This window comes from Rhodococcus sp. DMU1, from assembly GCF_012272955.1.
Lineage (GTDB): Bacteria > Actinomycetota > Actinomycetes > Mycobacteriales > Mycobacteriaceae > Rhodococcus > Rhodococcus aetherivorans.
The window spans coordinates 3,263,871-3,288,429 of record NZ_CP050952.1 but is presented as its reverse complement, the minus strand read 5'-3'; the positions used below and the strand labels follow the sequence as shown (position 1 = coordinate 3,288,429).

At 71.3% G+C, this 24,559-nt stretch carries 23 protein-coding genes; 14 read left to right on the top strand and 9 right to left on the bottom strand.

The features are described from left to right. The first annotated feature begins 2 nt into the window (after positions 1-2). On the top strand, positions 3-989 hold the full coding sequence (locus HFP48_RS15155; protein WP_006941147.1) for an amino acid ABC transporter permease: 987 nt from the start codon (positions 3-5) through the stop codon (positions 987-989). Beyond that, positions 986-1,747, top strand: coding sequence for an amino acid ABC transporter ATP-binding protein (locus tag HFP48_RS15150; RefSeq protein WP_006941148.1), 762 nt, complete (start codon positions 986-988; stop codon positions 1,745-1,747). The genes HFP48_RS15155 and HFP48_RS15150 overlap by 4 nt, the downstream gene beginning before the upstream one ends. Positions 1,748-1,760: 13 nt before the next feature. Here the strand turns inward: HFP48_RS15150 and HFP48_RS15145 are convergent, their stop codons facing one another. The 3 genes from HFP48_RS15145 to HFP48_RS15135 form a co-directional block, all read right to left on the bottom strand. After that, entirely contained in the window at positions 1,761-4,556 is a 2,796-nt protein-coding gene (locus tag HFP48_RS15145; protein ID WP_006941149.1) for an AMP-binding protein, read from the bottom strand. Positions 4,557-4,653: 97 nt separating this feature from the next. Beyond that, on the bottom strand, positions 4,654-5,355 hold the full coding sequence (locus tag HFP48_RS15140; RefSeq protein WP_006941151.1) for a TMEM175 family protein: 702 nt from the start codon (positions 5,353-5,355) through the stop codon (positions 4,654-4,656). A 75-nt stretch (positions 5,356-5,430) separates the two neighbouring features. Beyond that, a complete protein-coding gene (locus HFP48_RS15135) occupies positions 5,431-6,279 on the bottom strand; it encodes a class I SAM-dependent methyltransferase (RefSeq protein ID WP_006941153.1) in 849 nt (282 codons plus the stop codon). A gap of 221 nt (positions 6,280-6,500) precedes the next feature. Here HFP48_RS15135 and rpsA point away from each other — a divergent pair, with 221 nt between their 5' ends. Further along, positions 6,501-7,964: a 30S ribosomal protein S1 gene (gene rpsA, locus HFP48_RS15130; protein ID WP_029543987.1), complete on the top strand. Its 1,464-nt coding sequence runs from the start codon at positions 6,501-6,503 to the stop codon at positions 7,962-7,964. Between the two features lie 169 nt (positions 7,965-8,133). Here rpsA and HFP48_RS15125 read toward each other — a convergent pair whose 3' ends face one another. Next, positions 8,134-8,349, bottom strand: a complete 216-nt coding sequence (locus tag HFP48_RS15125; protein WP_006948069.1) for a hypothetical protein — start codon at positions 8,347-8,349, stop codon at positions 8,134-8,136. Between the two features lie 216 nt (positions 8,350-8,565). Here HFP48_RS15125 and coaE point away from each other — a divergent pair, with 216 nt between their 5' ends. Next, on the top strand, positions 8,566-9,783 hold the full coding sequence (gene coaE, locus HFP48_RS15120) for a dephospho-CoA kinase (RefSeq protein WP_029543986.1): 1,218 nt from the start codon (positions 8,566-8,568) through the stop codon (positions 9,781-9,783). A 24-nt stretch (positions 9,784-9,807) separates the two neighbouring features. Here the strand turns inward: coaE and HFP48_RS15115 are convergent, their stop codons facing one another. Together HFP48_RS15115 and HFP48_RS15110 are read right to left on the bottom strand one after the other, a co-directional pair. After that, positions 9,808-10,320, bottom strand: a complete 513-nt coding sequence (locus tag HFP48_RS15115) for a DUF402 domain-containing protein (RefSeq protein WP_065922522.1) — start codon at positions 10,318-10,320, stop codon at positions 9,808-9,810. A gap of 49 nt (positions 10,321-10,369) precedes the next feature. Then, positions 10,370-10,963, bottom strand: a complete 594-nt coding sequence (locus HFP48_RS15110; RefSeq protein WP_168579719.1) for a DUF3267 domain-containing protein — start codon at positions 10,961-10,963, stop codon at positions 10,370-10,372. A gap of 218 nt (positions 10,964-11,181) precedes the next feature. Here HFP48_RS15110 and uvrB point away from each other — a divergent pair, with 218 nt between their 5' ends. The 3 genes from uvrB to HFP48_RS15095 all read left to right on the top strand — a co-directional run bounded on the left by uvrB (position 11,182) and on the right by HFP48_RS15095 (position 14,840). Further along, complete coding sequence (gene uvrB, locus HFP48_RS15105; RefSeq protein ID WP_168579718.1) at positions 11,182-13,335, top strand: excinuclease ABC subunit UvrB; 2,154 nt, start codon at positions 11,182-11,184, stop codon at positions 13,333-13,335. Positions 13,336-13,345: 10 nt separating this feature from the next. Then, the gene (locus HFP48_RS15100; RefSeq protein WP_168579717.1) at positions 13,346-14,218 is read left to right on the top strand and encodes a hypothetical protein; all 873 of its coding nucleotides are present in this window, start codon (positions 13,346-13,348) and stop codon (positions 14,216-14,218) included. A gap of 169 nt (positions 14,219-14,387) precedes the next feature. Next, a complete protein-coding gene (locus HFP48_RS15095) occupies positions 14,388-14,840 on the top strand; it encodes a universal stress protein (protein ID WP_006948093.1) in 453 nt (150 codons plus the stop codon). Between the two features lie 8 nt (positions 14,841-14,848). On the opposite strand, the gene HFP48_RS15090 is transcribed toward HFP48_RS15095, so the two are convergent. From HFP48_RS15090 to HFP48_RS15080, 3 genes are all read right to left on the bottom strand, one after another. Next, complete coding sequence (locus HFP48_RS15090) at positions 14,849-15,262, bottom strand: DUF732 domain-containing protein (protein ID WP_232334186.1); 414 nt, start codon at positions 15,260-15,262, stop codon at positions 14,849-14,851. 94 nt (positions 15,263-15,356) lie between these two features. Beyond that, positions 15,357-17,597 (bottom strand): ATP-binding domain-containing protein, encoded by a 2,241-nt coding sequence (locus HFP48_RS15085; RefSeq protein ID WP_168580584.1) that lies wholly within the window; start codon positions 17,595-17,597, stop codon positions 15,357-15,359. A gap of 166 nt (positions 17,598-17,763) precedes the next feature. Next, the gene (locus HFP48_RS15080; RefSeq protein WP_083662524.1) at positions 17,764-18,843 is read right to left on the bottom strand and encodes a DoxX family protein; all 1,080 of its coding nucleotides are present in this window, start codon (positions 18,841-18,843) and stop codon (positions 17,764-17,766) included. Positions 18,844-18,979: 136 nt separating this feature from the next. Between HFP48_RS15080 and HFP48_RS15075 the strand changes: the two genes are divergently transcribed. The 7 genes from HFP48_RS15075 (at position 18,980) to HFP48_RS15045 (ending at position 24,553) form a co-directional block, all read left to right on the top strand. Then, the gene (locus tag HFP48_RS15075; protein WP_246872424.1) at positions 18,980-19,585 is read left to right on the top strand and encodes a hypothetical protein; all 606 of its coding nucleotides are present in this window, start codon (positions 18,980-18,982) and stop codon (positions 19,583-19,585) included. Between the two features lie 42 nt (positions 19,586-19,627). Then, positions 19,628-19,987, top strand: a complete 360-nt coding sequence (locus HFP48_RS15070; protein ID WP_029543966.1) for a metalloregulator ArsR/SmtB family transcription factor — start codon at positions 19,628-19,630, stop codon at positions 19,985-19,987. An 82-nt stretch (positions 19,988-20,069) separates the two neighbouring features. Further along, positions 20,070-21,872, top strand: coding sequence for a SulP family inorganic anion transporter (locus HFP48_RS15065; protein WP_072635356.1), 1,803 nt, complete (start codon positions 20,070-20,072; stop codon positions 21,870-21,872). Between the two features lie 178 nt (positions 21,873-22,050). After that, positions 22,051-22,473 carry a response regulator transcription factor gene (locus HFP48_RS15060; protein WP_029543962.1) on the top strand — a complete coding sequence of 141 codons (423 nt, stop codon included), beginning with the start codon at positions 22,051-22,053 and terminating at the stop codon, positions 22,471-22,473. Between the two features lie 292 nt (positions 22,474-22,765). Next, positions 22,766-23,125 (top strand): NADH-quinone oxidoreductase subunit A, encoded by a 360-nt coding sequence (locus tag HFP48_RS15055; protein ID WP_003937927.1) that lies wholly within the window; start codon positions 22,766-22,768, stop codon positions 23,123-23,125. Positions 23,126-23,192: 67 nt separating this feature from the next. Next, entirely contained in the window at positions 23,193-23,759 is a 567-nt protein-coding gene (locus HFP48_RS15050) for an NADH-quinone oxidoreductase subunit B (RefSeq protein ID WP_006931008.1), read from the top strand. A 110-nt stretch (positions 23,760-23,869) separates the two neighbouring features. Continuing rightward, positions 23,870-24,553, top strand: coding sequence for an NADH-quinone oxidoreductase subunit C (locus HFP48_RS15045; protein WP_246872568.1), 684 nt, complete (start codon positions 23,870-23,872; stop codon positions 24,551-24,553). Positions 24,554-24,559 lie beyond the last annotated feature (6 nt).

The window sequence follows — 24,559 nt, the reverse complement described above, 5'->3', positions numbered from 1 at the left end:
CGATGAGCGACCGCTCGACATCCGTCACCGGACCGGAACCGCAGACCGAACCGGAAACCATCAAGGCCGTGCCGCTGCGCCGGCCCGGCCGCTGGATCGCCGGCATCGTCGTCGCCGTGCTGCTGGCGCTGTTCCTCTACGGCGCCGCCACCAACGAGGCGTACCGCTGGGACGTGTACGCGCAGTACCTGTTCGACCGCCGCATCACCGAGGCGGCCTGGAAGACCGTGCAGCTGACCGTGCTGGCGATGCTGCTCGCCGTGCTCCTCGGCGTGCTCCTCGCGGTCATGCGCCTGTCACCGAACCCGGTGCTCAAGACCGTCTCGTGGGTGTATCTGTGGATCTTCCGCGGCACCCCCGTCTACGTGCAGCTGGTGTTCTGGGGTCTGTTCCCCTCGATCTACAAGCAGCTCGACCTCGGCATCCCGTTCGTGCACCAGTTCGTGCACATCGACCTGCAGGGCATCAACGCCGCCTTCCTGTTCGCCGTGATCGGCCTCGGGCTGAACGAGGCCGCCTACATGGCCGAGATCGTGCGCGCCGGGATCGGCTCGGTCCCCGAAGGCCAGACGGAGGCCTCGGTGGCGCTCGGCATGTCGTGGTCGCAGACCATCCGCCGCACCGTCCTGCCGCAGGCGATGCGGGTGATCATTCCGCCGACGGGCAACGAGCTCATCAGCATGCTCAAGACCACCTCGCTGGTCGCGGCGGTGCCGTACAGCCTCGAGCTCTACGGCCGCGCCCGGGACATCTCCGGCGCCAACTTCCAGCCCATCCCGCTGCTGCTGGTCGCCGCCACGTGGTACCTGGCCATCACGAGCCTGCTCATGGTGGGCCAGTACTTCCTGGAACGGCACTACTCGAAGGGCCTGAGCCGCCAGCTCACCGCGCGGCAGTTGCAGGCTCTCGCCGACGCGCAGGGCAAGCCCGTCCCCGTCGAGCCCGGCGCGGCGCAGGCACCCGACATCCCCGGAGGAGAACGCCGATGACACCGATGGTCCAGGCCGACCGGGTCTACAAGAGCTACGGTGCCCTGCGGGTGCTCAACGGCATGTCGCTCGACGTGCCCGACGGCACCGTGGCATGCCTGATCGGGCCCTCCGGCTCCGGTAAGTCCACCTTCCTGCGCTGCATCAACCACCTCGAGAACATCGACGCCGGCCGCCTGCACGTCGACGGCCATTTCGTCGGCTACGCCGAACGCGGGGGCAAGCTCTACGAGCTGAGCCCGCGGGCGGCGGCCAAGCAGCGCCGCGAGATCGGCATGGTGTTCCAGCACTTCAACCTGTTTCCGCACCGCACGGCCCTCGAGAACGTCATCGAGGCGCCGATGCTGGTGAAGAAGATGCGCCGCGCCGACGCCGTCGCGCTGGGGCGGGAACTGCTCGACAAGGTCGGGCTCGCGGCCAAGGCCGACGCCTACCCGGCCCAGCTCTCCGGCGGCCAGCAGCAGCGCGTGGCCATCGCCCGCGCCCTGGCCATGGAGCCGAAGCTCATGCTCTTCGACGAGCCCACCTCCGCCCTGGACCCCGAGCTCGTCGGCGAGGTTCTCGCGGTGATGCGGGACCTCGCCGCCGGCGGGATGACGATGATGGTGGTCACCCACGAGATGGGCTTCGCCCGCGAGGTCGCCGACCAACTGGTGTTCATGGACGGCGGCGTGGTCGTCGAAGCCGGTGCTCCCAGGGAACTGCTGCGCAATCCGCAGCACGAACGAACCCAGTCGTTCCTGTCCAAGCTGCTCTAGCGGTCGGGCCTCCTCAGCGGCCGCTGTCGGGCTCTCCGCAGTGTTCGGCGATCACGGCCCGCGCTGCGCGCTCCAGCGCGACGGCCGCGTCCCAGCCGTCTCCGGACGGGAGGATCGGCTCGCCGACGACGAGGTGGATCGCTCCGCGGTGGATGATCCTGCCGTGATCGGGCCACATCATCGCGCGGGTGCCGGTGATCGCGACGGGGACCACCGGAAGACCCGCCCGTGCGGCGATCACGAACGCACCCAGGTGGAAGGACCGGAGCCCGGGCACCGGCGACAGCGCGCCTTCGGGGAACACCACCAGGCGGCCCCCGGCGCGTGCCTCCTCGACCAGCCGATCGGCGTCGGCCACGCTCTGCTCACGTTCGGTCCGTTCGACGAACCGCGTACCGATCCGCCGCAGGAGGAAACCGACGAACGGCTTGCGCTCGAAGACCTCCCCGGCCACGAACGTGTAGCGGCCCGGCAGGATCGTCGACAACGCGATGCCGTCGAGGAAGCTGGCGTGGTTGGCGACCACTACGCAGTTCGGCAGCCGCACGAGATGCTCGGCCCCCTGCGCGGTCACCGGGGTGCGGGTCAGGCGGGCGAGACCGCGGGCGGCCCTGCGCGCGGCCGCGCGGCGCGCCGGGAGGCGGGGCAGCACCGCCATGGCGATCAGGGTCGGCAGGCCGACCGCGAATACCATCGACCAGCACCACAGGGCGAACGCACCGGTCCGGACGAGCTGCGCCGCCCGCCGCAGGCTCGGGATCGCGCCGCGGACCGCGAAGCGGGTCAGCTGCCACCACACCGGCCGGGGACGGGCCCGCACGTCGCCCTGCTCGTAGCGTTGCCGGGTGGCGGAACGCCGGATCTTGCCGCTCGAGGTCTTGCGCACCGTTCCGGGTGGGGCGAGCACGATGTCGTCCGGCGGTGTTCCGAGCAGATCCACGGAGACCCCGACGATGCGCTCCCGGAGCCGGTCCAGGGTGGCTGTCTCGGTCTCGCGCGTCTCGGCCAGCACGACCAGGCGTTCGGTGCCGGCGGTCTGCGCGGAGGTCGCGAAGACCGCCACGCAGCCCTTCCGGAGTCCCGGGATCTCGCCCACCGCCCGCTCGAGCTCCTCCGGGTGCAGGTTGCGGCCCGCGCGGATGACGAGGTCCTTGATGCGGCCGGTGACGTAGAGTTCGCCGTCGTCGAGATAGCCGAGGTCGCCGGTGTCGAGCCAGCCGTGCCGGGACAGCGCCTTGGTCGCCTGCGGGTTGCGGAAGTACCCCGCGGTGGCCGAGGGGCCGCGGAACTCGATCCGGCCCTCGCGCCGGTCGCCGAGCACGTTCGCAGCCGAGTCGACCACCCGGATCCGGTGATCCGGGATCGGCCGGCCGCAGGCGACGAAGCGCAGCGGGTTCGGGTCCTCGTCGGTGGCGGGGGCCGCCCGGCCGGTGCGCAGGAAACGTTCGCGGGCGACCGAATCGATCACCGGTCCCCGTCCCACAGGCGGGAAGGTGAGGCCGACACATGCTTCGGCCAGCCCGTAGACCGGGGCCAGGGACTCGCGGCGGAGTCCGTAGGCGGCGAACCGCTCGCCGAACCGGATCACGGTGTCCGCGTTCACGGCCTCGGCGCCGTTGAACAGCATGCGCAGCGAGCCGAGGTCGAGCCCCTCGACGTCGGCGTCGGCGATTCGGCGCAGGCACAACTCGTAGGCGAAGTTCGGAGCCGCCGACAGGGTGCCGCGGTGGGTGTGGATCGCCCACAGCCACTGCGCCGGGCGGGCGAGGAACTCCAGCGGGGACATCACCGCCAGCGGCACCCCGAAGTACAGGCCGGACAACCAGGCGCCGATCAGGCCCATGTCGTGGTAGAGCGGCAGCCAGCTGACGAAGACGTCGGAGGTGGAGACCTCGGCTGCCTTGCCCATCGCACGGATGTTGGCGAGCAGATTCGCGTGGGTCAGGGTCACGCCCTTGGGGTCGCCGGTGCTGCCGGAGGTGTACTGCAACAGGGCGATGTCGCCGGCGCCGCGCGGTCCGCCGGTCGCCTCCCCGCAGCCGGCCAGGTCGCCCGGGGTCAGGACGTGGCGCACCGTCTCCACCTGGCCGCGCGTCAACCGGGCCAGGCGGGCGGCCTCCGGGTCGGTGACCAGCACACGGGTCCGTGCGTTGTCGAGAATGTGCACCTGCCGACGGAGGTGCTCGGCGAGCTGGGAGGGACGCGCCGGCGGATAGACCGGTACCGGGACGCCCCCGGCCAGGAGCACGCCGGTGAACGTGGTGAAGTAGTCCCGGCTGGTGGGGAGCATGAGGCCGACCGCGTCACCGGGCCGGAGATCGTGGGCGAGCAGCGCGGCGGACACCGTGGCAGCCGCGGAATGCAGCTCGCCGTAGCTGATCTCGCTCTGGTGTCCCTCGGTGAGAATGCGCAGGTGGACCCGATCCGGATGGGTGCGGGCGTGCCACGAGAGCGCCTCGGTCAGGGTCGCGGTCGCGTCCGGCGTCCGGTCGGTGCATGGGGGCGCCGCCCGTCGCGCGGGCACCGGCCGGCGGCGCTCCCGCGCGGGTGCGTGGTGCACCGCCGTCAGCAGCTGACGCGGGGTGGTCACGGTGCCGAGCACCCCACGCTCCAGGCTCACCCCGAACGCATCCTCGACGCGGGAGATCAGCTCGGTGACCGCGAGACTGTCGAGCCCGAGATCACGATCGAAGACGCTGTCGAGCCGTGTGCCGGCCGCGCGATCGACCGTGTACCTCTCGGCCACCAGATCCCGGACCACCGAGAGCAGCAGGGCATCGTCCTGCCCCGGGGTCGCAGGCTCGCTCACGGTCGTCTCCCGTCTGTGGGAGGGACGGGTCGTCCTGCTGCCCAACATAGGCGGCCGCTCCGGCGACCAGAAGGGCCGAAGGCCCCCGGGTGCCGGTTCACGCGGACCCGGTGCCTGCTCGGTGCCGGGGCGCCCGGAGAAGCCGGAACGGCTCGACGAGCAGAAGCATCGCCACCGCGAGGTAGAACGCCACCGCGAGCTGCGGCAGGAACGCCGCCAGGAGGGTCGATGCGGCCATGAGTACCGCCACCGACCATCGTTCCCGGGCCAGCGCCGGCAGTTCGGCCCGGCCCGCCTCGTCGGTCAGGTCGGCGTTGCGCACGGCGTAGGCGATCAGCACGTTGCTCATGAGTATCGCCAGGGTCAGGTTCAGGCCGAACGCCACCGTGGCCGGCCTTCGCGCCGCGTCGGACAGGTGGGTCGCCATCAGGCTGGTGGTGAACGGCAGGAAGGTCACGAACAGCAACAGCAGCAGATTCAGGCGCAGGAAGACCCCGTCGGTCGCCCGCAGCAACCGGGTGAGGTTGCTGTGCTCGACCCACACACCACCGATGAAGGCGAAGCTGACCAGGTATCCCAGGAAGGAGGGCCACTCGGCGCGCAGGTCCTCGAGCAGCCGGGCTGCGGATTCGGGTACGTCCAGTTCGAGGACGAGCAGGGTGATCACGATCGCGAAGACGCCGTCGGAGAACGCGTCGAGCCGCGTGGTGGGCAGCAACCGGCCGCCGTGCCGCGGCGGGTCGCGGTGATCGGCGCGGGGCGCTCGCGGTGCGCCGGAGTCGTCCTCGGCGGGCGTCACCCCACGACCATGACACAGGCAGGGACCGGGCATCGGCCGGACGGGTGATCGGCCGGGCGGGCGGTCGCGGGCGGGTCAGTCCGGTTTACGGCTGCAGAAGATCGCGGTGCCGGGGAACAGTTCCCCGCGCAGCGGGCTCCACTGGCCCCACTCGCGGTCGAGCCCCTCCGGCCATTCGGGTTCGACGATGTCGCGTACCTCGAGGCCGGCCGCGACGAGTTCTCGGACCCGATCCCCGACGGTGCGGTGATGCTCGACGTAGGTGGGGACGCCGGCCTCGTCGACCTCCACGTACGGGGTGCGGTCGAAGTACGGCAGCATCGCGGTCAGTCCCCGCTCACCGGGGTCGTCCGGGAAGATCCAGCGGATCGGGTGGTTGACCGCGAACACCCAGATCCCGCCCGGGCGCAGCACCCGCGCGACCTCCCGCATGACCCGCGCCGAGTCGGCGACGAACGGTACCGCCCCGAACGCCGAGCACGCGATGTCGAAGCTCTCGTCCGGGAAGGGCAGGTCCTCCGCGCCGGCCTGCACGAGCGGTACCCGCGGCCCGCCGCGGTCCATCGCGGTCAGCCCGCGCGCGAGCATCCCCATGGAGATGTCCAGACCCACCGCCCGGGCGCCCCGGCCCGCGAGCCAGCGGGCGCACGGCGCCGACCCGCAGCCGAGCTCGAGGACGTCCTTGCCGGCGACGTCGCCGAGCAGGTGCACGTCGCCCTCGTGCAGCCCCTCCGGGCACCACACGAACTCGCCCTCCGCCGAGTCCACGCCGAGGAACTCGCCGTGGGTGCGGTGGTAGTCCGCGGCGTCGGCGTCCCACCAGGTGCGGCTCGCGCGCTCACTGTCCCGCGTGCCGAGGCGGGCCCGACCTGCGCGGGTGGCTCCCAGGACGGACTGGGCGTGGGCGTGACGGTCGTCGGACATGTCGTTCAGCGTAGAGCCGCGGGCCCGCCGCGCCCGGGCCGGGTTTGCCCAGCTAGCACCGGGACGCGTAGCCTGATGATCGCGAGTGTCCGCCCGTGGCCCGATAAGGATCCGGCGCGGGCGCCCGCGGCGGAGTGTGCGTGGCGTTCGCGCGGCGCGCGGTCCGCTTGTCCGACCGAACTTCATCAACCGATACCAACCCGTCCGGAGCAACTCAACACATGCCCTCCACCACCGTCACCTCGCCGCAGGTAGCCGTCAACGACATCGGCTCCGCCGAGGATTTCCTCGCCGCCATCGACGCCACGATCAAGTACTTCAACGATGGCGACATCGTGGAAGGCACCATCGTCAAGGTTGATCGCGACGAGGTGCTGCTCGACATCGGTTACAAGACCGAAGGCGTCATCCCGTCCCGCGAGCTCTCCATCAAGCACGACGTCGACCCCAACGAGGTCGTCTCCGTCGGCGACGAGGTCGAGGCCCTGGTTCTCACCAAGGAGGACAAGGAAGGCCGCCTGATCCTGTCGAAGAAGCGTGCGCAGTACGAGCGCGCGTGGGGCACGATCGAGGAGCTCAAGGAGAAGGACGAGGCCGTCAAGGGCACCGTCATCGAGGTCGTCAAGGGCGGCCTGATCCTCGACATCGGCCTGCGTGGCTTCCTGCCCGCGTCGCTCGTCGAGATGCGCCGCGTCCGCGATCTGCAGCCGTACGTCGGCAAGGAGATCGAGGCCAAGATCATCGAGCTCGACAAGAACCGCAACAACGTGGTCCTGTCGCGTCGCGCCTGGCTCGAGCAGACCCAGTCCGAGGTCCGCAGCGAGTTCCTGCACCAGCTCCAGAAGGGCCAGGTCCGCAAGGGCGTCGTGTCCTCCATCGTCAACTTCGGCGCGTTCGTCGATCTGGGCGGGGTCGACGGTCTGGTGCACGTCTCCGAGCTGTCCTGGAAGCACATCGACCACCCGTCCGAGGTCGTCGAGGTCGGCAACGAGGTCACGGTCGAGGTTCTCGACGTCGATCTCGACCGGGAGCGCGTGTCGCTCTCGCTCAAGGCCACCCAGGAAGACCCGTGGCGTCAGTTCGCCCGGACCCACGCGATCGGTCAGATCGTCCCGGGCAAGGTCACCAAGCTCGTTCCGTTCGGCGCGTTCGTCCGCGTCGAGGAGGGCATCGAGGGCCTGGTGCACATCTCCGAGCTGGCCGAGCGCCACGTGGAGGTTCCGGACCAGGTCGTGGCCGTGGGCGACGACGCGATGGTCAAGGTCATCGACATCGACCTGGAGCGTCGCCGCATCTCGCTGTCGCTGAAGCAGGCGAACGAGGACTACAACGCCGAGTTCGACCCGTCGAAGTACGGCATGGCCGACAGCTACGACGAGCAGGGCAACTACATCTTCCCCGAGGGCTTCGACCCCGAGACCAACGAATGGCTCGAGGGCTTCGAGAAGCAGCGTGAGGAGTGGGAGTCCCGCTACGCGGAGGCCGAGCGTCGCCACAAGATGCACACCGCGCAGATCGAGAAGATGGCTGCCGACGAGGCCGCCGAGGCTGCCGCGGGTGTCTCCGGCACCAACTACTCGTCGGAGACGGGTGCCGAGACCGGCACCGCCGAGTCGACCGGTGGTTCGCTGGCCAGCGACGCGCAGCTCGCCGCGCTGCGCGAGAAGCTGTCCGGCAACGCCTGACACGTTCGAGCGAGGGGCCCCGCACCTGCCGGTGCGGGGCCCCTCGCGTTCTCCGCGCCGGCAGACAGCCTGCACCGGACGCTGGTCCCCCCGGAAAAGGCCGCGGCCCCGCTCCTCGAGGAGCGGGGCCGCGGCCTTCGGCGTCGCGCCGACCGGATGCCGGAGGTGCTCAGCTCACCGCCGGGGTGCTGGCCCACTGGGCCGGCAGTTCGGCGGCGCGCTTGCGGATCGCCGCCTGGCTGTGGCGGGCGTTGCTGAGCAGCATGGTGAACCAGTTACGCCGGTGCTCGGCGAGCGCGGCGGCGACCTCGGGGATGAGGATGCAGTGAACACCGTTCTCCATGCCGAGGCGATGCCGACCGGGCAGCTGAGGGGAGGATCGCATGCGGTGCCTTTTCGAGTGGGGCGGGTAATGACGATGGTCGGACGCTCGGTCCGACGATATCCGACGCGCCGATGATACTGGGGCAGGCGAGGCGGGTGAGATGGGCGTGTTGCCGACGAAATCCCAGGTCGCGACCAGTCCGTGACCCCGTTGTGACTGCAGTGTGACGACCGGCCGGTGTCCGGCACCCGGATCGGTGATGCGACACTGTTCGACGTGCTGAGACTCGGACTGACCGGAGGCATCGGAGCGGGCAAATCCACCGTCTCCCACGAACTCGTCGCGCTGGGGGCGGTGCTCGTCGACGCGGACACCATCGCCCGCGAAGTCGTCGCGCCGGGCACCGAGGGCCTGGCCGAACTCGCCGCGGCCTTCGGTGACGACATCCTACTGCCGGACGGATCCCTGAACCGACCGGCGTTGGCCGCCAAGGCCTTTGCCAGCGACGAGGCGCGGGCGGTGCTCAACGCGATCACCCATCCCCGGGTGGGGGCGCGCACCGCCGAACTGGTCGCCGCCGCACCCGCCGACGCCATCGTCGTCCAGGACATCCCGCTCCTCGTCGAGGGCGGCATGGCGCCCGCGTTCCATCTCGTCGCCGTGGTGCACACCGACGCCGGCGAGCGTCTGCGCCGCCTGGTCGAACTGCGTGCGATGCCCGAGGGCGACGCGCGTGCCCGCATCGCCGCCCAGGCCACCGACGAACAGCGCCGCGCGGCCGCGGACGTCTGGCTGGACAACAACGGCGACCGGGACGCCCTCGCGGCGGCCGTGCGCGCCCTGTGGACCGAGCGGCTCGTGCCGTTCGAGGCGAACCTGCGCAGCCGCACCCCCGTGCAGCCGGCGCCGGTGCTCCGCGACCCGAATCCGGACTGGCACCGGCAGGCGCAGCGGCTGATCGGCCGGCTCGCGCTCGCCGCCGGGGGCGGCGCCGTGCGGATCGACCACATCGGCTCGACCGCCGTGCCCGGGCTGGCTGCCGTCGATGTGCTCGACCTCCAGATCACCGTGCCGGACCTCGCCGCGGCGGACGCACTCGAGGACCCCCTCGCCGGCGCCGGATTCCCCCGCATCGCCCACGTCGACCACGACGACCCGCGGCCGTCGTACGGTGCCGGCGGCGAGACCGACCCGGCCGTGTGGGGCGCGCGCCTGCACGGCAGCGCCGACCCCGGTCGGCCCGCGTACGTGCATCTGCGGGTGCAGGGCTGGCCCGGCCAGCAGTTCGCCCTGCTGCTGCGGGACTGGTTGCGCGCGAACCCCGAGGCCGTCGCCGAATTCGCCGAGATCAAGCAGGCCGCGGCCCGTGACGCGGCCGCCCGGCACGACCCGGCCGAGGCCGCCGCCGTCTACGCCGGGGAGAAGGCCCCCTGGTTCGACGGCGCCTACACGCGTGCCTGGGAGTGGGCCGAGAAGACCGGCTGGTCGGCCTGACCCCCGGACCGAGGCGGCACCCGCTCAGCGCCAGCTGACCGGCATGGCCAGCGCGGCCAGCCAGGCATCGAGATCGTGGCCGTGCGTGGCGATGCCGTCCACCGCCCGCAACGCCCGCTGCACCGCGCGCTCGGCGGTCCCCGGATCCAGCAGTCCCGCCGCCGCGGCGGCGAGCAGTTCGTCGACGTCCTCGACGGCGGTGTCGCGGCCGGTGCGCACCACGAGATCGAGGTAGTGGTCGCGCGAGTGCCACACGTTCCCCTCGCACCAGAACTCGCCGACGTCGACGTACCGGTCCTGGTCGCGTTCGAAGCCGGGCCGGAAGTGGAAGATCGACGCGCGCAGGCCGAGGTCCGGCAGCAGCCACGACTCGAGATACCCGAACTGCGGGTGGTCGGCGGGGCGCGCCATGTACAGGCCCCACCGCTCGACCCGGTACACCTCCACCTCCCGCACGATGCCCTTCGGGTCGACGTTCGTGTGCGCGGCCACATCGAAGGTCTCGACCTTGACGTGGTGAAGTTTCGCCTCGGACATGGGCTGAACGTTACTGCGGTCCGGGCCGGCGAACCCGCCGGTGCCGGACCTACCGGCCCGCCGGCCCGGCCGGCACCACCGTCGTCGTCTCGTGCCCGTTGTCCTGCACGAGCGCGGAGGCGGGCAGCCGCCACAGCGCGCCGGCCTGGAGGTAGTCGCCGGCCGACCCCGCGAAGTTCACCACCGTGACGACAAAGACGGTGAGGACGAAGTCGGCGGGCACGGCGAACAGCAAGGCCACCAGGACCGCGCCCCACAGCGCCACGGGGGCGAGCGTGACGGTCACGGCCGCGTTCCGCGTGAGCCAGGCGTCGCTGCCCGTCGTCAGGAAGGGGAACCGCACCGCGTACGTCGGGCGCACGCCGGAGAGGATCCGGGAGACCAGGCCGTGGGTCAGTTCGTGCACCGCCAGGTAGCCGAGGCACGCCACGACGGTGACGACGACCGTGGGCGCCGTGCCCCACCCGCTCCGCAGCGGCAGGCCCAGGACCACTGCCGCACCGAGGAGCACGGCGACGGTGAGGACGAGGACGGTCCGGACGGCCGCGGCCGCCCGCGTGTCGTTCTTCAGGTCCAGCCGGGTGTGGACCCGGTAGTCCGGTGGGGGCGCCACCGCGGGCTTCGGGTCGTTGCGAGCGTTCACGTGTACCCCCTGGATTTCGCGGTCTCCCGGGCGGACGGTCCGACGAGAGCCGACGGTGGACGGGCGGGCCGGTCCGACCGATCATGCCCGGCGGACGACTCCGTGTCCCGGCGGACGACTCCGTGTCCCGGCGGATGACTCCGTGTCCCGGCGGCCAGGCACCGGGTCCCTGCCGCCGCCGATCGGCATTGTCGGTGCCGCCGCCTACCCTGGTTCCCATGGCGTTCGCAAGCGAGCATCCCGTTGTCGCCCACTCCGAGTTCCGCCCCGTGGGGGAGATCGAACGGGCCGAGGGCCGGTTCGAGGTGGTCAGCGACCACAAGCCTGCCGGGGATCAGCCGGCCGCGATCGACGAACTCGAGCGCCGCCTGCAGGCGGGGGAGAAGGACGTGGTGCTGCTCGGCGCCACGGGCACCGGCAAGTCGGCCACCACCGCGTGGCTGATCGAGCGGGTCCAACGCCCCACCCTGGTGATGGCGCCGAACAAGACCCTCGCCGCGCAGCTCGCCAACGAGCTGCGGGAGATGTTGCCGCACAACGCCGTCGAGTACTTCGTGTCGTACTACGACTACTACCAGCCCGAGGCGTACATCGCGCAGACCGACACGTACATCGAGAAGGACTCCTCGATCAACGACGACGTGGAACGGCTGCGGCACTCGGCCACCTCCGCGCTGCTCTCCCGTCGCGACGTCGTGGTGGTCGCGTCCGTGTCGTGCATCTACGGCCTGGGCACGCCGCAGTCCTACCTGGACCGTTCCATCGCGCTCGAGGTCGGGGTGGAGGTGCCCCGCGACGCCCTGCTGCGCCTGCTGGTGGACGTGCAGTACACCCGCAACGACATGGCGTTCACGCGCGGCTCGTTCCGGGTCAAGGGCGACACCGTCGACATCATCCCCGCGTACGAGGAACTCGCCGTGCGCATCGAGTTCTTCGGCGACGAGATCGACGCGCTCTACTACCTGCACCCCCTGACGGGGGAGGTGGTGCGCAAGGTGGACTCGCTGCGGATCTTCCCCGCCACCCACTACGTCGCCGGGCCGGAGCGGATGGAACGGGCCGTGACCGACATCGAGGCCGAACTCGAGGACCGTCTCGCCGACCTCGAGAGCCGCGGCAAGCTGCTCGAGGCGCAGCGCCTGCGCATGCGCACCCAGTACGACCTCGAGATGATCCGCCAGGTCGGGTTCTGCTCCGGCATCGAGAACTACTCGAGGCACATCGACGGCCGTCCCGCCGGTTCCGCGCCGGCCACCCTGATCGACTACTTCCCGGAGGACTTCCTGCTGGTCATCGACGAGTCCCACGTCACCGTCCCGCAGATCGGCGCCATGTACGAGGGGGACATGTCGCGCAAGCGCAACCTCGTCGAATTCGGGTTCCGGCTGCCCTCGGCCGTCGACAACCGCCCGTTGACCTGGGAGGAGTTCGCCGCCCGCATCGGCCAGACCGTGTACCTGTCGGCCACCCCCGGCCCGTACGAGCTCGGGCAGGCCGGCGGCGAGTTCGTCGAACAGGTCATCCGGCCGACCGGACTGGTGGACCCGAAGGTCGTCGTCAAGCCCACCAAGGGCCAGATCGACGACCTGGTACACGAGATCCGCGAGCGCGCCGACCGGGACGAGCGGGTGCTCGTCACCACCCTCACCAAGAAGATGTCCGAGGATCTCACCGACTACCTGCTCGAGCTCGGCATCCGGGTGCGCTACCTGCACTCGGACATCGACACCCTCCGGCGCGTCGAGCTGCTCCGGCAGCTGCGGCTCGGCGAGTACGACGTCCTCGTCGGCATCAACCTCCTCCGCGAGGGCCTCGACCTACCCGAGGTCTCGCTCGTGGCGATCCTCGACGCCGACAAGGAGGGGTTCCTGCGCTCGACCACCAGCCTCATCCAGACCATCGGCCGGGCCGCCCGCAACGTCTCCGGCGAGGTCCACATGTACGCCGACAAGGTCACCGACTCGATGGCGCGTGCCATCGAGGAGACCGAGCGGCGCCGCGAGAAGCAGATCGCGTACAACCGCGAGCACGGCATCGACCCGCAGCCGCTGCGCAAGAAGATCGCCGACATCCTCGACCAGGTCTACGAGGAGGCCGACGACACCGTGGAGGTCGGGGGCTCGGGCCGCAACGCCTCCCGCGGCCGCCGCGCCCAGGGGGAATCCGGTCGCGCCGTGAGCGCCGGCGTCTACGAGGGCCGCGACGTGAAGTCCATGCCCCGGGCCGAACTCGCGGACCTCGTGCAGGAACTGACCGACCAGATGATGAACGCGGCCCGCGAGCTGCAGTTCGAACTGGCCGGGCGGTTGCGCGACGAGATCGCCGACCTGAAGAAGGAACTGCGCGGGATGGACGCCGCCGGCCTCGCGTAGCGTCTGCGGCATGGACCCACAGTCTGCCGGCCGCATCGCCCGTGCCCTCGAACTGATCCACTCCGTCGGGTACTTCGCCCCCGAAGTGGACGCCGCGCTCGGCGACACCGGCCTCGAGGCCGGCCGGATGCGGTACTTCGCGGCGCGTTCCGCCGCGCTCGGGGCGGTCGGGGCGGGCGTCGTGACCGCCACCTTCTACAACTTCAGTCCCCGTCTCGTCGCGTCCGCGATCCCGCACGCCTGGCGGCTCGCCACCCCGGAGGCCGTCGTGGCCGCCCGGCTGCGCGGCATCGACGAGTCGCTGGCCCGAATCCTCGGGCCCGAGGTGCTGGACTCGCCGGAGATGCGCGAGGCGGCGGACCTCGCCGCGAGCGCCGCCCGGGCCGTCCCGGGACCGGAGGGCCGGCCGCTGTACGCGGGGCACGCCGACCTGCAGTGGCCGGACGCCCCGCACCTGATCCTGTGGCACGCGCTGACCCTGCTGCGCGAATACCGGGGCGACGGGCACGTCGCGGCGTTGCAGACCGCCGGCCTGACCGGGATCGAGGCCCTCGTCACCCACACCGCCGCGGGGATCGGGTTCAGCGAGGACTTCGCCCGCGCGCGCCGCGGCTGGAGCAAGGAGGAGTGGGCCGACGCGGAGACGGCGCTGCGCTCGCGCGGACTTTTCGACCGCTCCGGTGCGCTCACGGACGAGGGCTTCGAGGTCCGCGAACTCGTCGAGGACCTGACCGACGACCTCGCGGCGGTGCCGTGGGCGGCGCTGGGCGAAGACAAGGCCGACCGGCTGACGGAGCTCGCGCTGCCGTGGCGGGACGCCATCGTGGAGTCCGGCGTGTTCCCCGCGCAGATGTTCGGCCCGCGTTACGGTGACGCACGGTAACGTCAACGGTCGTCAGTGGCGTCGAGCGCACGGCGGTGGGCCCTGTGGGATCCACCCCAAAGGCCGTCAACCCCGTCCGGTCGGCCGCTACTGTCGACGCAGCAGTCGGAAGGGGGACGCAACGACGGTCGCCCGCCGGCGAAACCCGACCAATTTCATGGAGGAATGCATGAGCGCCTACCGGACCGTAGTCGTCGGAACCGACGGTTCCGAGTCGTCGTACCGCGCCGTCGAGAAGGCAGCAGCTCTCGCCGGTGACGCCGAGGCCCGTCTCGTCATCGCGTGCGCCTACTACCCGGTGGATCCGAAGGACAGCGCCCGCGCCGCCGACGTGCTCGGTGAGGACGCCTACCAGGTGACCGGATCGGCGCCCACCTACGACATCCTGCGCACCGCCCGGGAGAAGGCCCACGCAGCCGGCGCCAAGAACGTCCTCGAACGGGCCGTCGTCGGGGCTCCAGTCGACTCGCTCCTCGAACTGGTCGACGAGGTGGAGGCGGACCTGCTCGTCGTGGGCAACCGGGGCCTGAACACCCTCACCGGCCGGTTGCTCGGCTCCGTACCCTCGGATCTGGCCCGCAAGTCGACCTCGGACGTGCTCATCGTGCACACCGTCCGCTGACGCGTCGATCAGCAGTAGGTCTCGCGGGCGGCACCCACGTAGAACCGGGCGGCGTCGTCGCCCTGCAACTCCGCCCGCGAGACGGACGCCGCGAAGGCCGCGACGGACCGGACCGAGCCGAGGATCTGTTCTTCCGGCAGGCCGGCGGCCAGCTGGGCACACGTCCCCCGGACCAGTGCCACCAGCGTCTCGTCGGGCACCCCGGCGGCCAGCCCGGCCTCGGCCAGGGCCTGCTTGAACCGCAGGGCCGGCCCGTCCAGCGCCTCCGCCTCGACCGGTGCGGCCGCCATCGGGACCGTGACCGGGATGGCGGCCGCGGAGTCCTCCGAGGCCGCGGTCCCCGCACAACCCGCGGTGGTGGCGAGGACCCCGAACCCTGCCAGGATGCGCGCCCAGCGCCCCCGAGGCCACACCGCTCTCACCGCCCCGCCTCCCGCTCCGACCGGTCGCACGTTCGTCCGCAACATACCGCCCGGCCGAACGGCGCAGTCGGTGAAACGGCACATCGGTGACCTGTCACAGCCGGGCCGGCGCCACCAGCGCCGCCAGTGCCTCGGGCAGTTCCCCGGTGTGCAGCACCCCGAGCCGTTGGGTGGCGCGGGTGAGCGCCACGTACAGGTCGTTGAGCCCGCGAGGCGACTCCGCCACGATGGCGGTCGGCTCCACCAGCAGCACCGAATCGAATTCCAGTCCCTTGACGTCCTTCACGGTGGACACCCGCACCGAATCCGACCGCAGATGCGCCCACTGCGCCGCGAGATCGTGCGGCACGATCACCGCCGTGAGGCCCGGGCCGTCCTCGGCCGCGAGGGCGCCGTGCACGGCTTCGAGAAGGCCGTCCGCGTCGACGTTCCGGACCCACGGTGTGAACCCGGACTCGCGCACCGAGCGGGGCGGCACCTGGTGCGGATCGATCTCGGCGAGGACCGCATGTGCGATCTCCATGATCTCCGCGGGCGTGCGGTAGTTGACGGTCAGCTCGGCCTTCTTCCACCGGTTGGCCACGTACGGCTCCAGGATCCGCTGCCAGGACGAGCTGCCGGCCGGATCCCCGGTCTGCGCGGTGTCGCCGACCAGGGTCATCCAACGGTTCGGGATGCGCCGCATCAGCATCCGCCAGGCCATCTCGGACAGCTCCTGCGCCTCGTCGACGATCACGTGCCCGTACGTCCAGGTCCGGTCCCCGGCGGCCCGTTCGGCCGTGGTCTCGTGGCTCGAGCGGCTCTGTCGCTGCGCGAGCTGGTCGGCGTCGATCAGGTCGTACGCCATCAGGATCTCCGGATCCAGCTCGTCCTCGAGATCCTGCGGGGCCGACCCCGTCAGGATGTCCAGGGCGCCCTGCGCGTCGGCGATCTGCTTGCGCCACTGCCGCGCGACGCGCTCCCGCTCGGCCGCGTCGTCGACGCCGAGCAACTCGGCGAGTTCGTCGAGCAGTGGCGCGTCCGCGGCGCTGAACACCCGCGTCGCCGAGGGGCGCAGCAGCAGTGCGCGCTGGTCCTCGTCGAGTTCCGGCGCCGCCGACGCGAGCCGCGCCCGGGACGCGAACAGCTCCGCGAGCACCTGCTGCGGGCTCAGCTGCGGCCACAGCGAGTCGATCGCCGCCGTGATGTCGCGGTCCGCCCGCATCTCGGCCCGGATGTCGTCGATGTCGTCCCGGCTCAACAGGTTTCCGCCGTCGACCAGATTCGCACCGATGATCGACGCGAGCTGGTCGGCGAGCGCGTCCACCACCGCGGAGACGAAGATCGGGCGAGCCAGGTTGTGCGGCCGGCGCGACGACCGGGCCCGGCCCCGCGCTCGCGTGACCGTCTTGCGGTCGAGGGTCAGCCGGTAGGTGTCGAAGACCAGGGGGATCGGCGTCGTCGGGATCTCCTGACGGTCCCGCACCGCCTTCTTCAGCACCTCGATCATGTCGAGCGAGCCCTTGATGGCGCCTGCCTCGAGGGAATCCTCGACGCTCGCGCGCACCCCGGGGTACAGGTCACCGATCGTGGACAGCAACACGCCGGTCTCGCCGAGGGACGGCAGCACCTGCCCGATGTAGTCCAGGAACGTCGAGTTCGGTCCGACGATGAGCACACCGCTCTTCGCGAGCTGCCGACGGTACGTGTACAGCAGGAACGCCGCCCGGTGCAGGGCCACCGCGGTCTTCCCGGTGCCCGGGCCGCCCTGGACGACGAGCACGCTCTTGTGCTCGGATCGGATGATCGCGTCCTGCTCGGCCTGGATCGTCGCGACAATGTCGTGCATCTGCCCGGTCCGCGCGGCGTTCAGCGCGGCCAGCAGCGCCGTCTCGCCGGCGACACCCCCCGCCGAGACGGTGGCGTCGTGCGCCTGGGCCGCGTCGAGATCGAGGTACTCGTCGTTGAGCGCGGTGATCGCGCGGCTGCGCGACCGGATGTGCCGGCGCCGCGTCACGCCCTCCGGCGCCGCCGGCGTCGCCAGATAGAACGGCCGGGCCAACGGCGCCCGCCAGTCCAGCAGCAGCGGCTCGTAGTCGTTCGCCTCGTCGAGGATGCCGATGCGGCCGATGTACCGCACCTCGGTCCCGTCGCCGTCCTCGCCGTCGCGCACGTCGATCCGGCCGAAGCACAGCCCGTGCTCGGCCGCGTCGTATTTCGCGATGTCCTCCGTGTACAGATGCGTGAAGGACTCCCGCTCGCTGCGGGCCTGCGGAGTGCCGCCGGTGTCGAGCAGCACCCGGGTCAGCCGGGTCTTGGCGTAGGCCCGCATGGAGTCGAGGTGGCCGTACAGCATCGACAGGTAGACCTGCTCACGCTCACGGTCGGGATGGGACAGGCCATCGGCCGGCAAGGGGTCTCCTCGGGGTCGGACGGGCGGCGGGTGCGCCGCCACGAAGTGCCCAAGAAGTCTAGTGGCGGTCCCGCACCCGCGCAGAATCGCCGGGTGCGGGACCGTGCTGTCAGCGCTGCAACTGCAGGCGGGCGCGGGTGAGGGCCTCCTCGGCGCGGTGACGGGCCTGCTGCGCCAGCAACAGGGAACGCTCCTCCGCCGTCAGCGCCCGCTCGCGGGCGACCTTCGCCAGCTCCGGGCCGCGCTCACGGGCCGTGCCCCACAGCAGCGAACTCCGTTCCCGGGCGACCTCGGCGAGTTCGGGGCCGCGTTCGCGAGCGACGTCGAGCAGTTCGGTGCCGCGTTCGCGGGCGACGTCGGCGAGTTCGGTGCCGCGTTCGCGGGCGACGTCGGCGAGTTCGGGGCCGCGTTCGCGGGCGACGTCGAGCAGTTCGGTGCCGCGTTCGCGGGCGACGTCGGCGAGTTCGGGGCCGCGTTCGCGGGCGACGTCGAGCAGGTGCGTGCCGCGCTCGCGGGCGACCTCGGCGAGCTCGGGTCCGCGCTCGCGGGCAACGCCCAGCAGGTGGCTTCCGCGCTCACGGGCGGTGCCGGCCACCTCCGCTGCCTCCTCCGACAGGACCCGGACCCGCTCGGCCACCTTGTGCAGGCTCTCGGTGACCGCTTCGCCCGCGCCGTCGTCCTGATGAGGCAGGACACCGGCGACGGCCTCCTGGGCGCGCCGTGCGGCCCGCCGTCCGCGCCACCCCAGCGACGGCTTGCCTTCGGTGTCCACCGCGGTGATGATCAGCCCGCCGAGCAGGCTGACGTTCTTGAGGAACTGGGTGCGCTGGATGGCCCGGGCCTCCGCATCCTCGACGTTCCAGAAGTCGTGACCCGCCACCGTCGTGGGCACGAGCGTGGTGGCCAGGGCAAGAGCCGCCAGCCGCGGTGCCTTCCCGACCGCGAGCAGCGCACCCGCCCCGATCTGCACGGCGGCGTTGATCCGCACGAGTGTCTCCGGATCGTTCGTGAGCTTCTCGCTCACCGAGTCCGGGAGCTTCTGCGTCACCGTGTCGGGCAGCATGCCCACCGCCCGGTCGAGTCCCGGCTGCGCTGCCGCCGCCTTGGTGGACGAGTCTCTCAGCGCGTCGATGCCCCCGGCGACGAAGACCGACGCGAGCATGGGGCGGGCAATTCTGCGGACAATCATGTGCTTCCTCCCGTGATCGGTGGCGGTTCCACCTTTGCACGCATACCCCGCCGCCCGGCGCGATATGCGCGTTCGACCCGGATCACGCTCCGGACGCCGCGCAGCGATTGCGCGCCGAGGTGGCACGATGTGCGGCGTGAACGATGGGGGAGAAGCGGCAGGGGTCGGCGACATCGGTGGGGCCGGGGTGCGCGTGGTGCGCACGACGACATCGGTCCGGGTCGAGGCCACGATACCGGTGTCGGCCGCGGCGCTGTTCGGGGTGATGCGGGACCCGCTGCGGCACAGCGAGATCGACGGCTCGGGCACGGTGCAGGTGCCCGCGGGGCAGCCCCCGATCACCGCCGTCGGCCAGCGCTTCTCCGCGCAGGTGCACTTGCCCGGGCGCAGCGCGTATCCGGTGGTCAACCACGTGGTGGCGTTCGAACCCGACCGGCTGCTGGCGTGGCTGCCGGCCAACCCGGACACGCCGCCGCTCGGCATCCGGTGGGAGTGGTCCTTCACCGGGACGACCGGGGGCGCTGCGGTGAGCCAGACCTGCGACTGGTCCGCGGTGACCGACCCCGCGTACCTGCGTCGCGTGCGGCTTCCGCGGGTCTCGCCCGCGCAGATGTCCGCGAGCCTCGCCCGGCTCGGGCGTGCGGCGCGTTCCCGAACCGCGCCGGGTGCCGACGGTGTCGGTGTCCGGTGTGTCGCATGTCACGCACACCCTACCTCTTTGATTGCTAAACTACGCAAGTAACGGCATCGCCCGCCGGCGGTGGCTCGGACGACGGGAACGGTGATGGTCGCGCAGGCGCGTCAGCCCCTCTATCGGATGAAGGCCGACTTCTTCAAGACGCTCGGACATCCGGCGCGCATCCGCGTCCTCGAGCTGCTCAGCGAGCGCGAGCATGCCGTCTCCGAGATGTTGCCCGAGGTGGGGATCGAACCCGCCAATCTCTCCCAGCAACTGGCGATCCTCCGGCGCGCAGGCCTGGTCACCGCGCGCCGGGAGGGGCTGTCGGTGACGTACGCGCTGACGTCGCCGCGGGTCGCGGAACTGCTGGGCGTCGCCCGCGCCATCCTCACGGGGGTGGTCGCCGGACAGGCGGAGCTGCTCGAGGACGACGTAGCCGAACCGGCGGGCCGAGCGCGCCGCTGAGCCGGTCGCGCATCGGGGCGCTTCGCGCGCATTGATTGCAGACTTTATTAAGTGCTTATTTATTGTTTGTGGTGGAGGCACGATGTCGATGTCGACAGAGCAGCAGGATGCGGTGACCGGGCGCACCGAGGAAGAGGCGGCGGGAGCCGGCACCGTCGTGGCTCGCGCCGCGCGGTCGGTCGCCGCGCTGATGCCGCGCTGGGTCGAGTGGAAACCGGCCCTGCGCTCGCCCCGCGCCGATCTGACCGCCGGACTCGTCGTCGCCCTCGTCGCGTTGCCCCTCGCGCTCGGCTTCGGCATCAGCTCCGGTCTCGGGGCCGCGGCGGGCCTCGCCACCGCCGTCGTCGCGGGAGCGGTCGCCGCCGTGTTCGGCGGCTCCCGCTTCCAGGTGTCGGGCCCGACCGGCGCGATGACCGTCGTCCTGGTGCCGATCTTCCACGAGCACGGCGCCTCCGGCGTCCTCGCGGTGGGACTCGTCGCCGGCGTCGTTCTCGTCGTCCTCGCCTTCGCCGGCATCGGCCGGGCGGTGCGGTTCATGCCCGCCCCGGTGATCGAGGGCTTCACCGCCGGGATCGCCGTGGTCATCGCCCTGCAGCAGGTTCCGGCCGCGCTCGGCATCGCCCACGCCGAGGGGGAGAAGGTGTGGCAGAGCGCGTTCGACGCCGCCCGGCAGTTCGTCGACCAGCCGTCCCTTCTGCCCACGGTCGTGGCGGTGCTTGTCGCGGCGGCCATCCTGATCGGCGGCCGGTACCTGCCGAAGCTGCCGTTCTCGCTCGTCGCGGTGGTGGTGGCCACCGTCGTCGCACAGCTGTTCCATCTGGACGTCACGCGGATCGGGTCCATCCCGTCCGGCTTCAGCGCCCCCAGCCTCGGATTCCTCGACCTGGGTGAGCTGACGTCGCTTCTCGCGCCGGCGCTCGCGGTGGCCGCGCTCGCGGCCCTCGAATCGCTGCTGTCCGCGACCGCCGCGGATTCGATGAGCGTCGGCACCCGGCACGACCCGGACCGGGAGTTGTTCGGGCAGGGCCTGGCCAACATCGCCGCCCCCCTATTCGGCGGCGTTCCGGCCACGGGCGCGATCGCCCGGACGGCCGTCAACGTCCGCTCGGGGGCGCGGTCCCGGCTGTCCGCCCTCACCCACGCCGTCATCCTCGCCGGGATCGTCTACCTCGCCTCGCCGCTCGTCGCCCAGATCCCCCTTGCCGCGCTCGCCGGCGTTCTGCTCGCCACCACGGTGCGCATGGTCGAGACCGCCTCGATCGTCGCGATCACGCGGGCGAGCCGCGCGGATGCGATCGTCATGACGGTGACGTTCCTGGTCACCGTCGCCCTCGACCTCGTGACGGCGGTCGCGATCGGTGTCGGGTTCGCTGCGGTGCTCGCGCTGCGGGCGGTCGCGAAGTCCGCCCGGATCGAGCAGGTTCCCCTCGACGAGGAAGGGGATCACGCCGCCGAGGAACACGAGCTGTTGCGTGAGCACATCGTCGCGTACCGGATCGACGGCGCTCTGTTCTTCGCCGCGGCCCACCGATTCCTGCTCGAGCTCGCCGACGTCACGGACGTCAAGGTCGTGATCCTGCGCATGTCCCGGGTGACGGCCATCGACGCCACCGGCGCCCTCGTCCTCAAGGACGCCATCACCAAGCTCGAGCACCGGCACATCACGGTCCTGATCTCCGGGGCCAAACCGGAGCACCTGCGGCCGCTGTCCGCGCTGGGTGTCTTCACCACCAAGGACAGCGAGGAGCGGCACGTCTTCGCGACCACGCCCCGAGCGATCGCGTACGCCCGCATGCTGGTGCTGCCGGAACACCGGTACGCCCAGGCCACCGCCGGTTCCGAGGGGAAGGGGCCGGGAGATTCCGAAGCTCTTCCGGGCGAGTAGAATCGGCGGTGTGACCGGCCCTCGTGGCAGCCTGGCTCTCCTCACCCGGTAACGCCAGGTGAGCACTGGGACCGGTCGCCTGCCGTCGGCGGGACCGGCGGGGCGCAGGCGGCCGCGAGCCGTGCGTGCCGCGGCTCGCCTCCCGGGCCCCTCCGTTCCGGCCAGTAGCATCTGCTCCGTGACCGACTCGACCGCGAGTACCAGCCGTCCTGCCGCCCTGCGCGTTCTCGTCTACAGCGACGACGCCGACACGCGCGAGCAGGTCACCCGGGCGCTGGGCCGGCGACCCGATCCCGAACTCCCCGAACTCGACTTCGTCGAGGTGGCGACCGAGCCGATGGTGATCCGCCGCATGGACGCCGGTGGTATCGACCTCGCGATCCTGGACGGCGAGGCGGCCCCCGCCGGTGGGATGGGGATCGCCAAGCAACTCAAGGACGAACTCGAACAGTGCCCGCCCGTCGTCGTGCTGACCGGCCGGGCGGACGACGCGTGGCTGGCCGACTGGTCCCGCGCCGAGGCCGCGGTGCCGCGGCCTCTCGACCCGTTCCGCCTCGCGGAGACGGTCGTCGCGCTGCTGCGCGGCCGCAGCACCACCTGAGGGCGGCGCGAAGCGGGCGCCGGCATCGGCCCACGGTCCGGGCGATCTGCCGGTCCCGGCGTCCCGGCACCCCCGCAAGGGTCGGGCGAAACGGAGAAATCGCGCCGCGTCGTATCCGCCTCGGCGGGACACCGCGCCGGTAGGCTGAGCCGTACATCACAATGATGCGGTTGAAGTGACTCACGGCACTGTCTCCGTATCGTGATCGTTCGGCCCCAGCGGCCGGTGGAGGTCGGCAAGGGCAACGGGGTCGGCGCGGGTGGCCGGCTCGCACGGAGAGGAGCCAGGCGCCATGAACGTCTACATCCCGATCCTCGTGCTCGGAGGGATCGCGGTCGCCTTCGCGGTGTTCTCGGTCGTCGTGTCCTCGGTGATCGGCCCGAGCCGCTACAACCGAGCCAAGCTCGAAGCCTACGAGTGCGGGATCGACCCGACGCCGCAGCCGCCGGGCGGCGGCAGGTTCCCGGTGAAGTACTACCTGACGGCCATGCTGTTCATCATCTTCGACATCGAGATCGTGTTCCTCTATCCGTGGGCCGTGCACCTCGATGCCCTGGGGGTCTTCGGGCTGGCCGCGATGGCGCTGTTCGTGTTCAACGTCGCCGTCGCCTACGTCTACGAGTGGCGGCGGGGTGGTCTCGGCTGGGAATGACTGCGACAGGGAATGGGATTGTGCCGTAATGGATTCGAACACCGACCGAAAGTGATAAGAGTCGGACATGGGTCTCGAGGAGAAGTTGCCGAGCGGCTTTCTGCTGAGCACGGTGGAGAGTTTCGCCGGTTTCGCGCGCAAGGGTTCGCTGTGGCCCGCGACCTTCGGGCTCGCGTGCTGCGCGATCGAGATGATGACCACCGTGTCGCCGCGGTTCGACATCGCACGGTTCGGGATGGAGGCGTTCCGCGCCTCGCCGCGACAGGCCGACCTCATGATCGTCGCCGGCCGGGTCAGCCAGAAGATGGCCCCGGTGCTGCGGCAGGTCTACGACCAGATGGTCGAGCCGAAATGGGTATTGGCCATGGGTGTGTGCGCCTCCTCGGGCGGCATGTTCAACAACTACGCCGTCGTCCAGGGTGTCGACCACATCGTTCCCGTCGACATCTACCTACCCGGGTGCCCGCCCCGGCCGGAGATGCTGCTGCACGCCGTCCTGATGCTGCACGAGAAGATCCAGCAGATGCCGCTCGGCGTGGACCGGGAGAAGGCCGTGCAGGCCGCCGAGGAGGCGGCCCTGGCTGCCGCCCGGCCCGTCGTGCCCACCCTCCAGGTGCGGGGGTCGGCCCGGTGACCTCCTCCTCCGACAACGAACGGTCCTCGCGCCCTACGGATCCCGCGACGCGCGCGCAGGACACCGCACTGCCGGTGGACCGGGCGGCCACCACCGGCCCCGAGGGAACGCTGCCGGCGCGGCCCGACGGCGGCGCCGAGGTGATCGGCGTCCGCACGGGCATGTTCGGGGTCCGCGGCAGCGGCGACACCTCCGGCTACGGGCGGCTCGTACGCCCGGTGACCCTGCCCGGGAGCACCCCGCGCCCGTACGGCGGGTACTTCGACGACGTGGCCGACGCCCTGCACGCCGCCGTCACCGAGTCCGGGGTGGATGTCGAGGCGGCGATCGAGAAGGTCGTCGTCCACCGCGGTGAGCTGACCTTCCACGTCCGTCGCGAGCACCTTCCCGAGGTGGCCCGGCGGTTGCGCGACGAACCGGACCTGCGCTTCGAACTGTGCCTCGGCGTCGACGGGGCGCACTACCCGCAGGACACCGGCCGCGAACTGCACGCGGTGTACCCGCTCATGTCGATCACCCACAACCGCCGCATCCGGCTCGAGGTGTCGGCCCCGGACGCCGACCCCCACATCCCGTCGCTGTACGGGGTGTATCCGACCAACGACTGGCACGAGCGCGAGACCTACGACTTCTTCGGGATCGTGTTCGACGGCCACCCGTCGCTGACCCGCATCGAGATGCCCGACGACTGGTCGGGGCATCCGCAACGCAAGGACTATCCGCTCGGCGGCATCGCCGTCGAGTACCACGGGGCGGAGATCCCGCCGCCCGACGAGCGGAGGGCGTACAGCTGATGACCG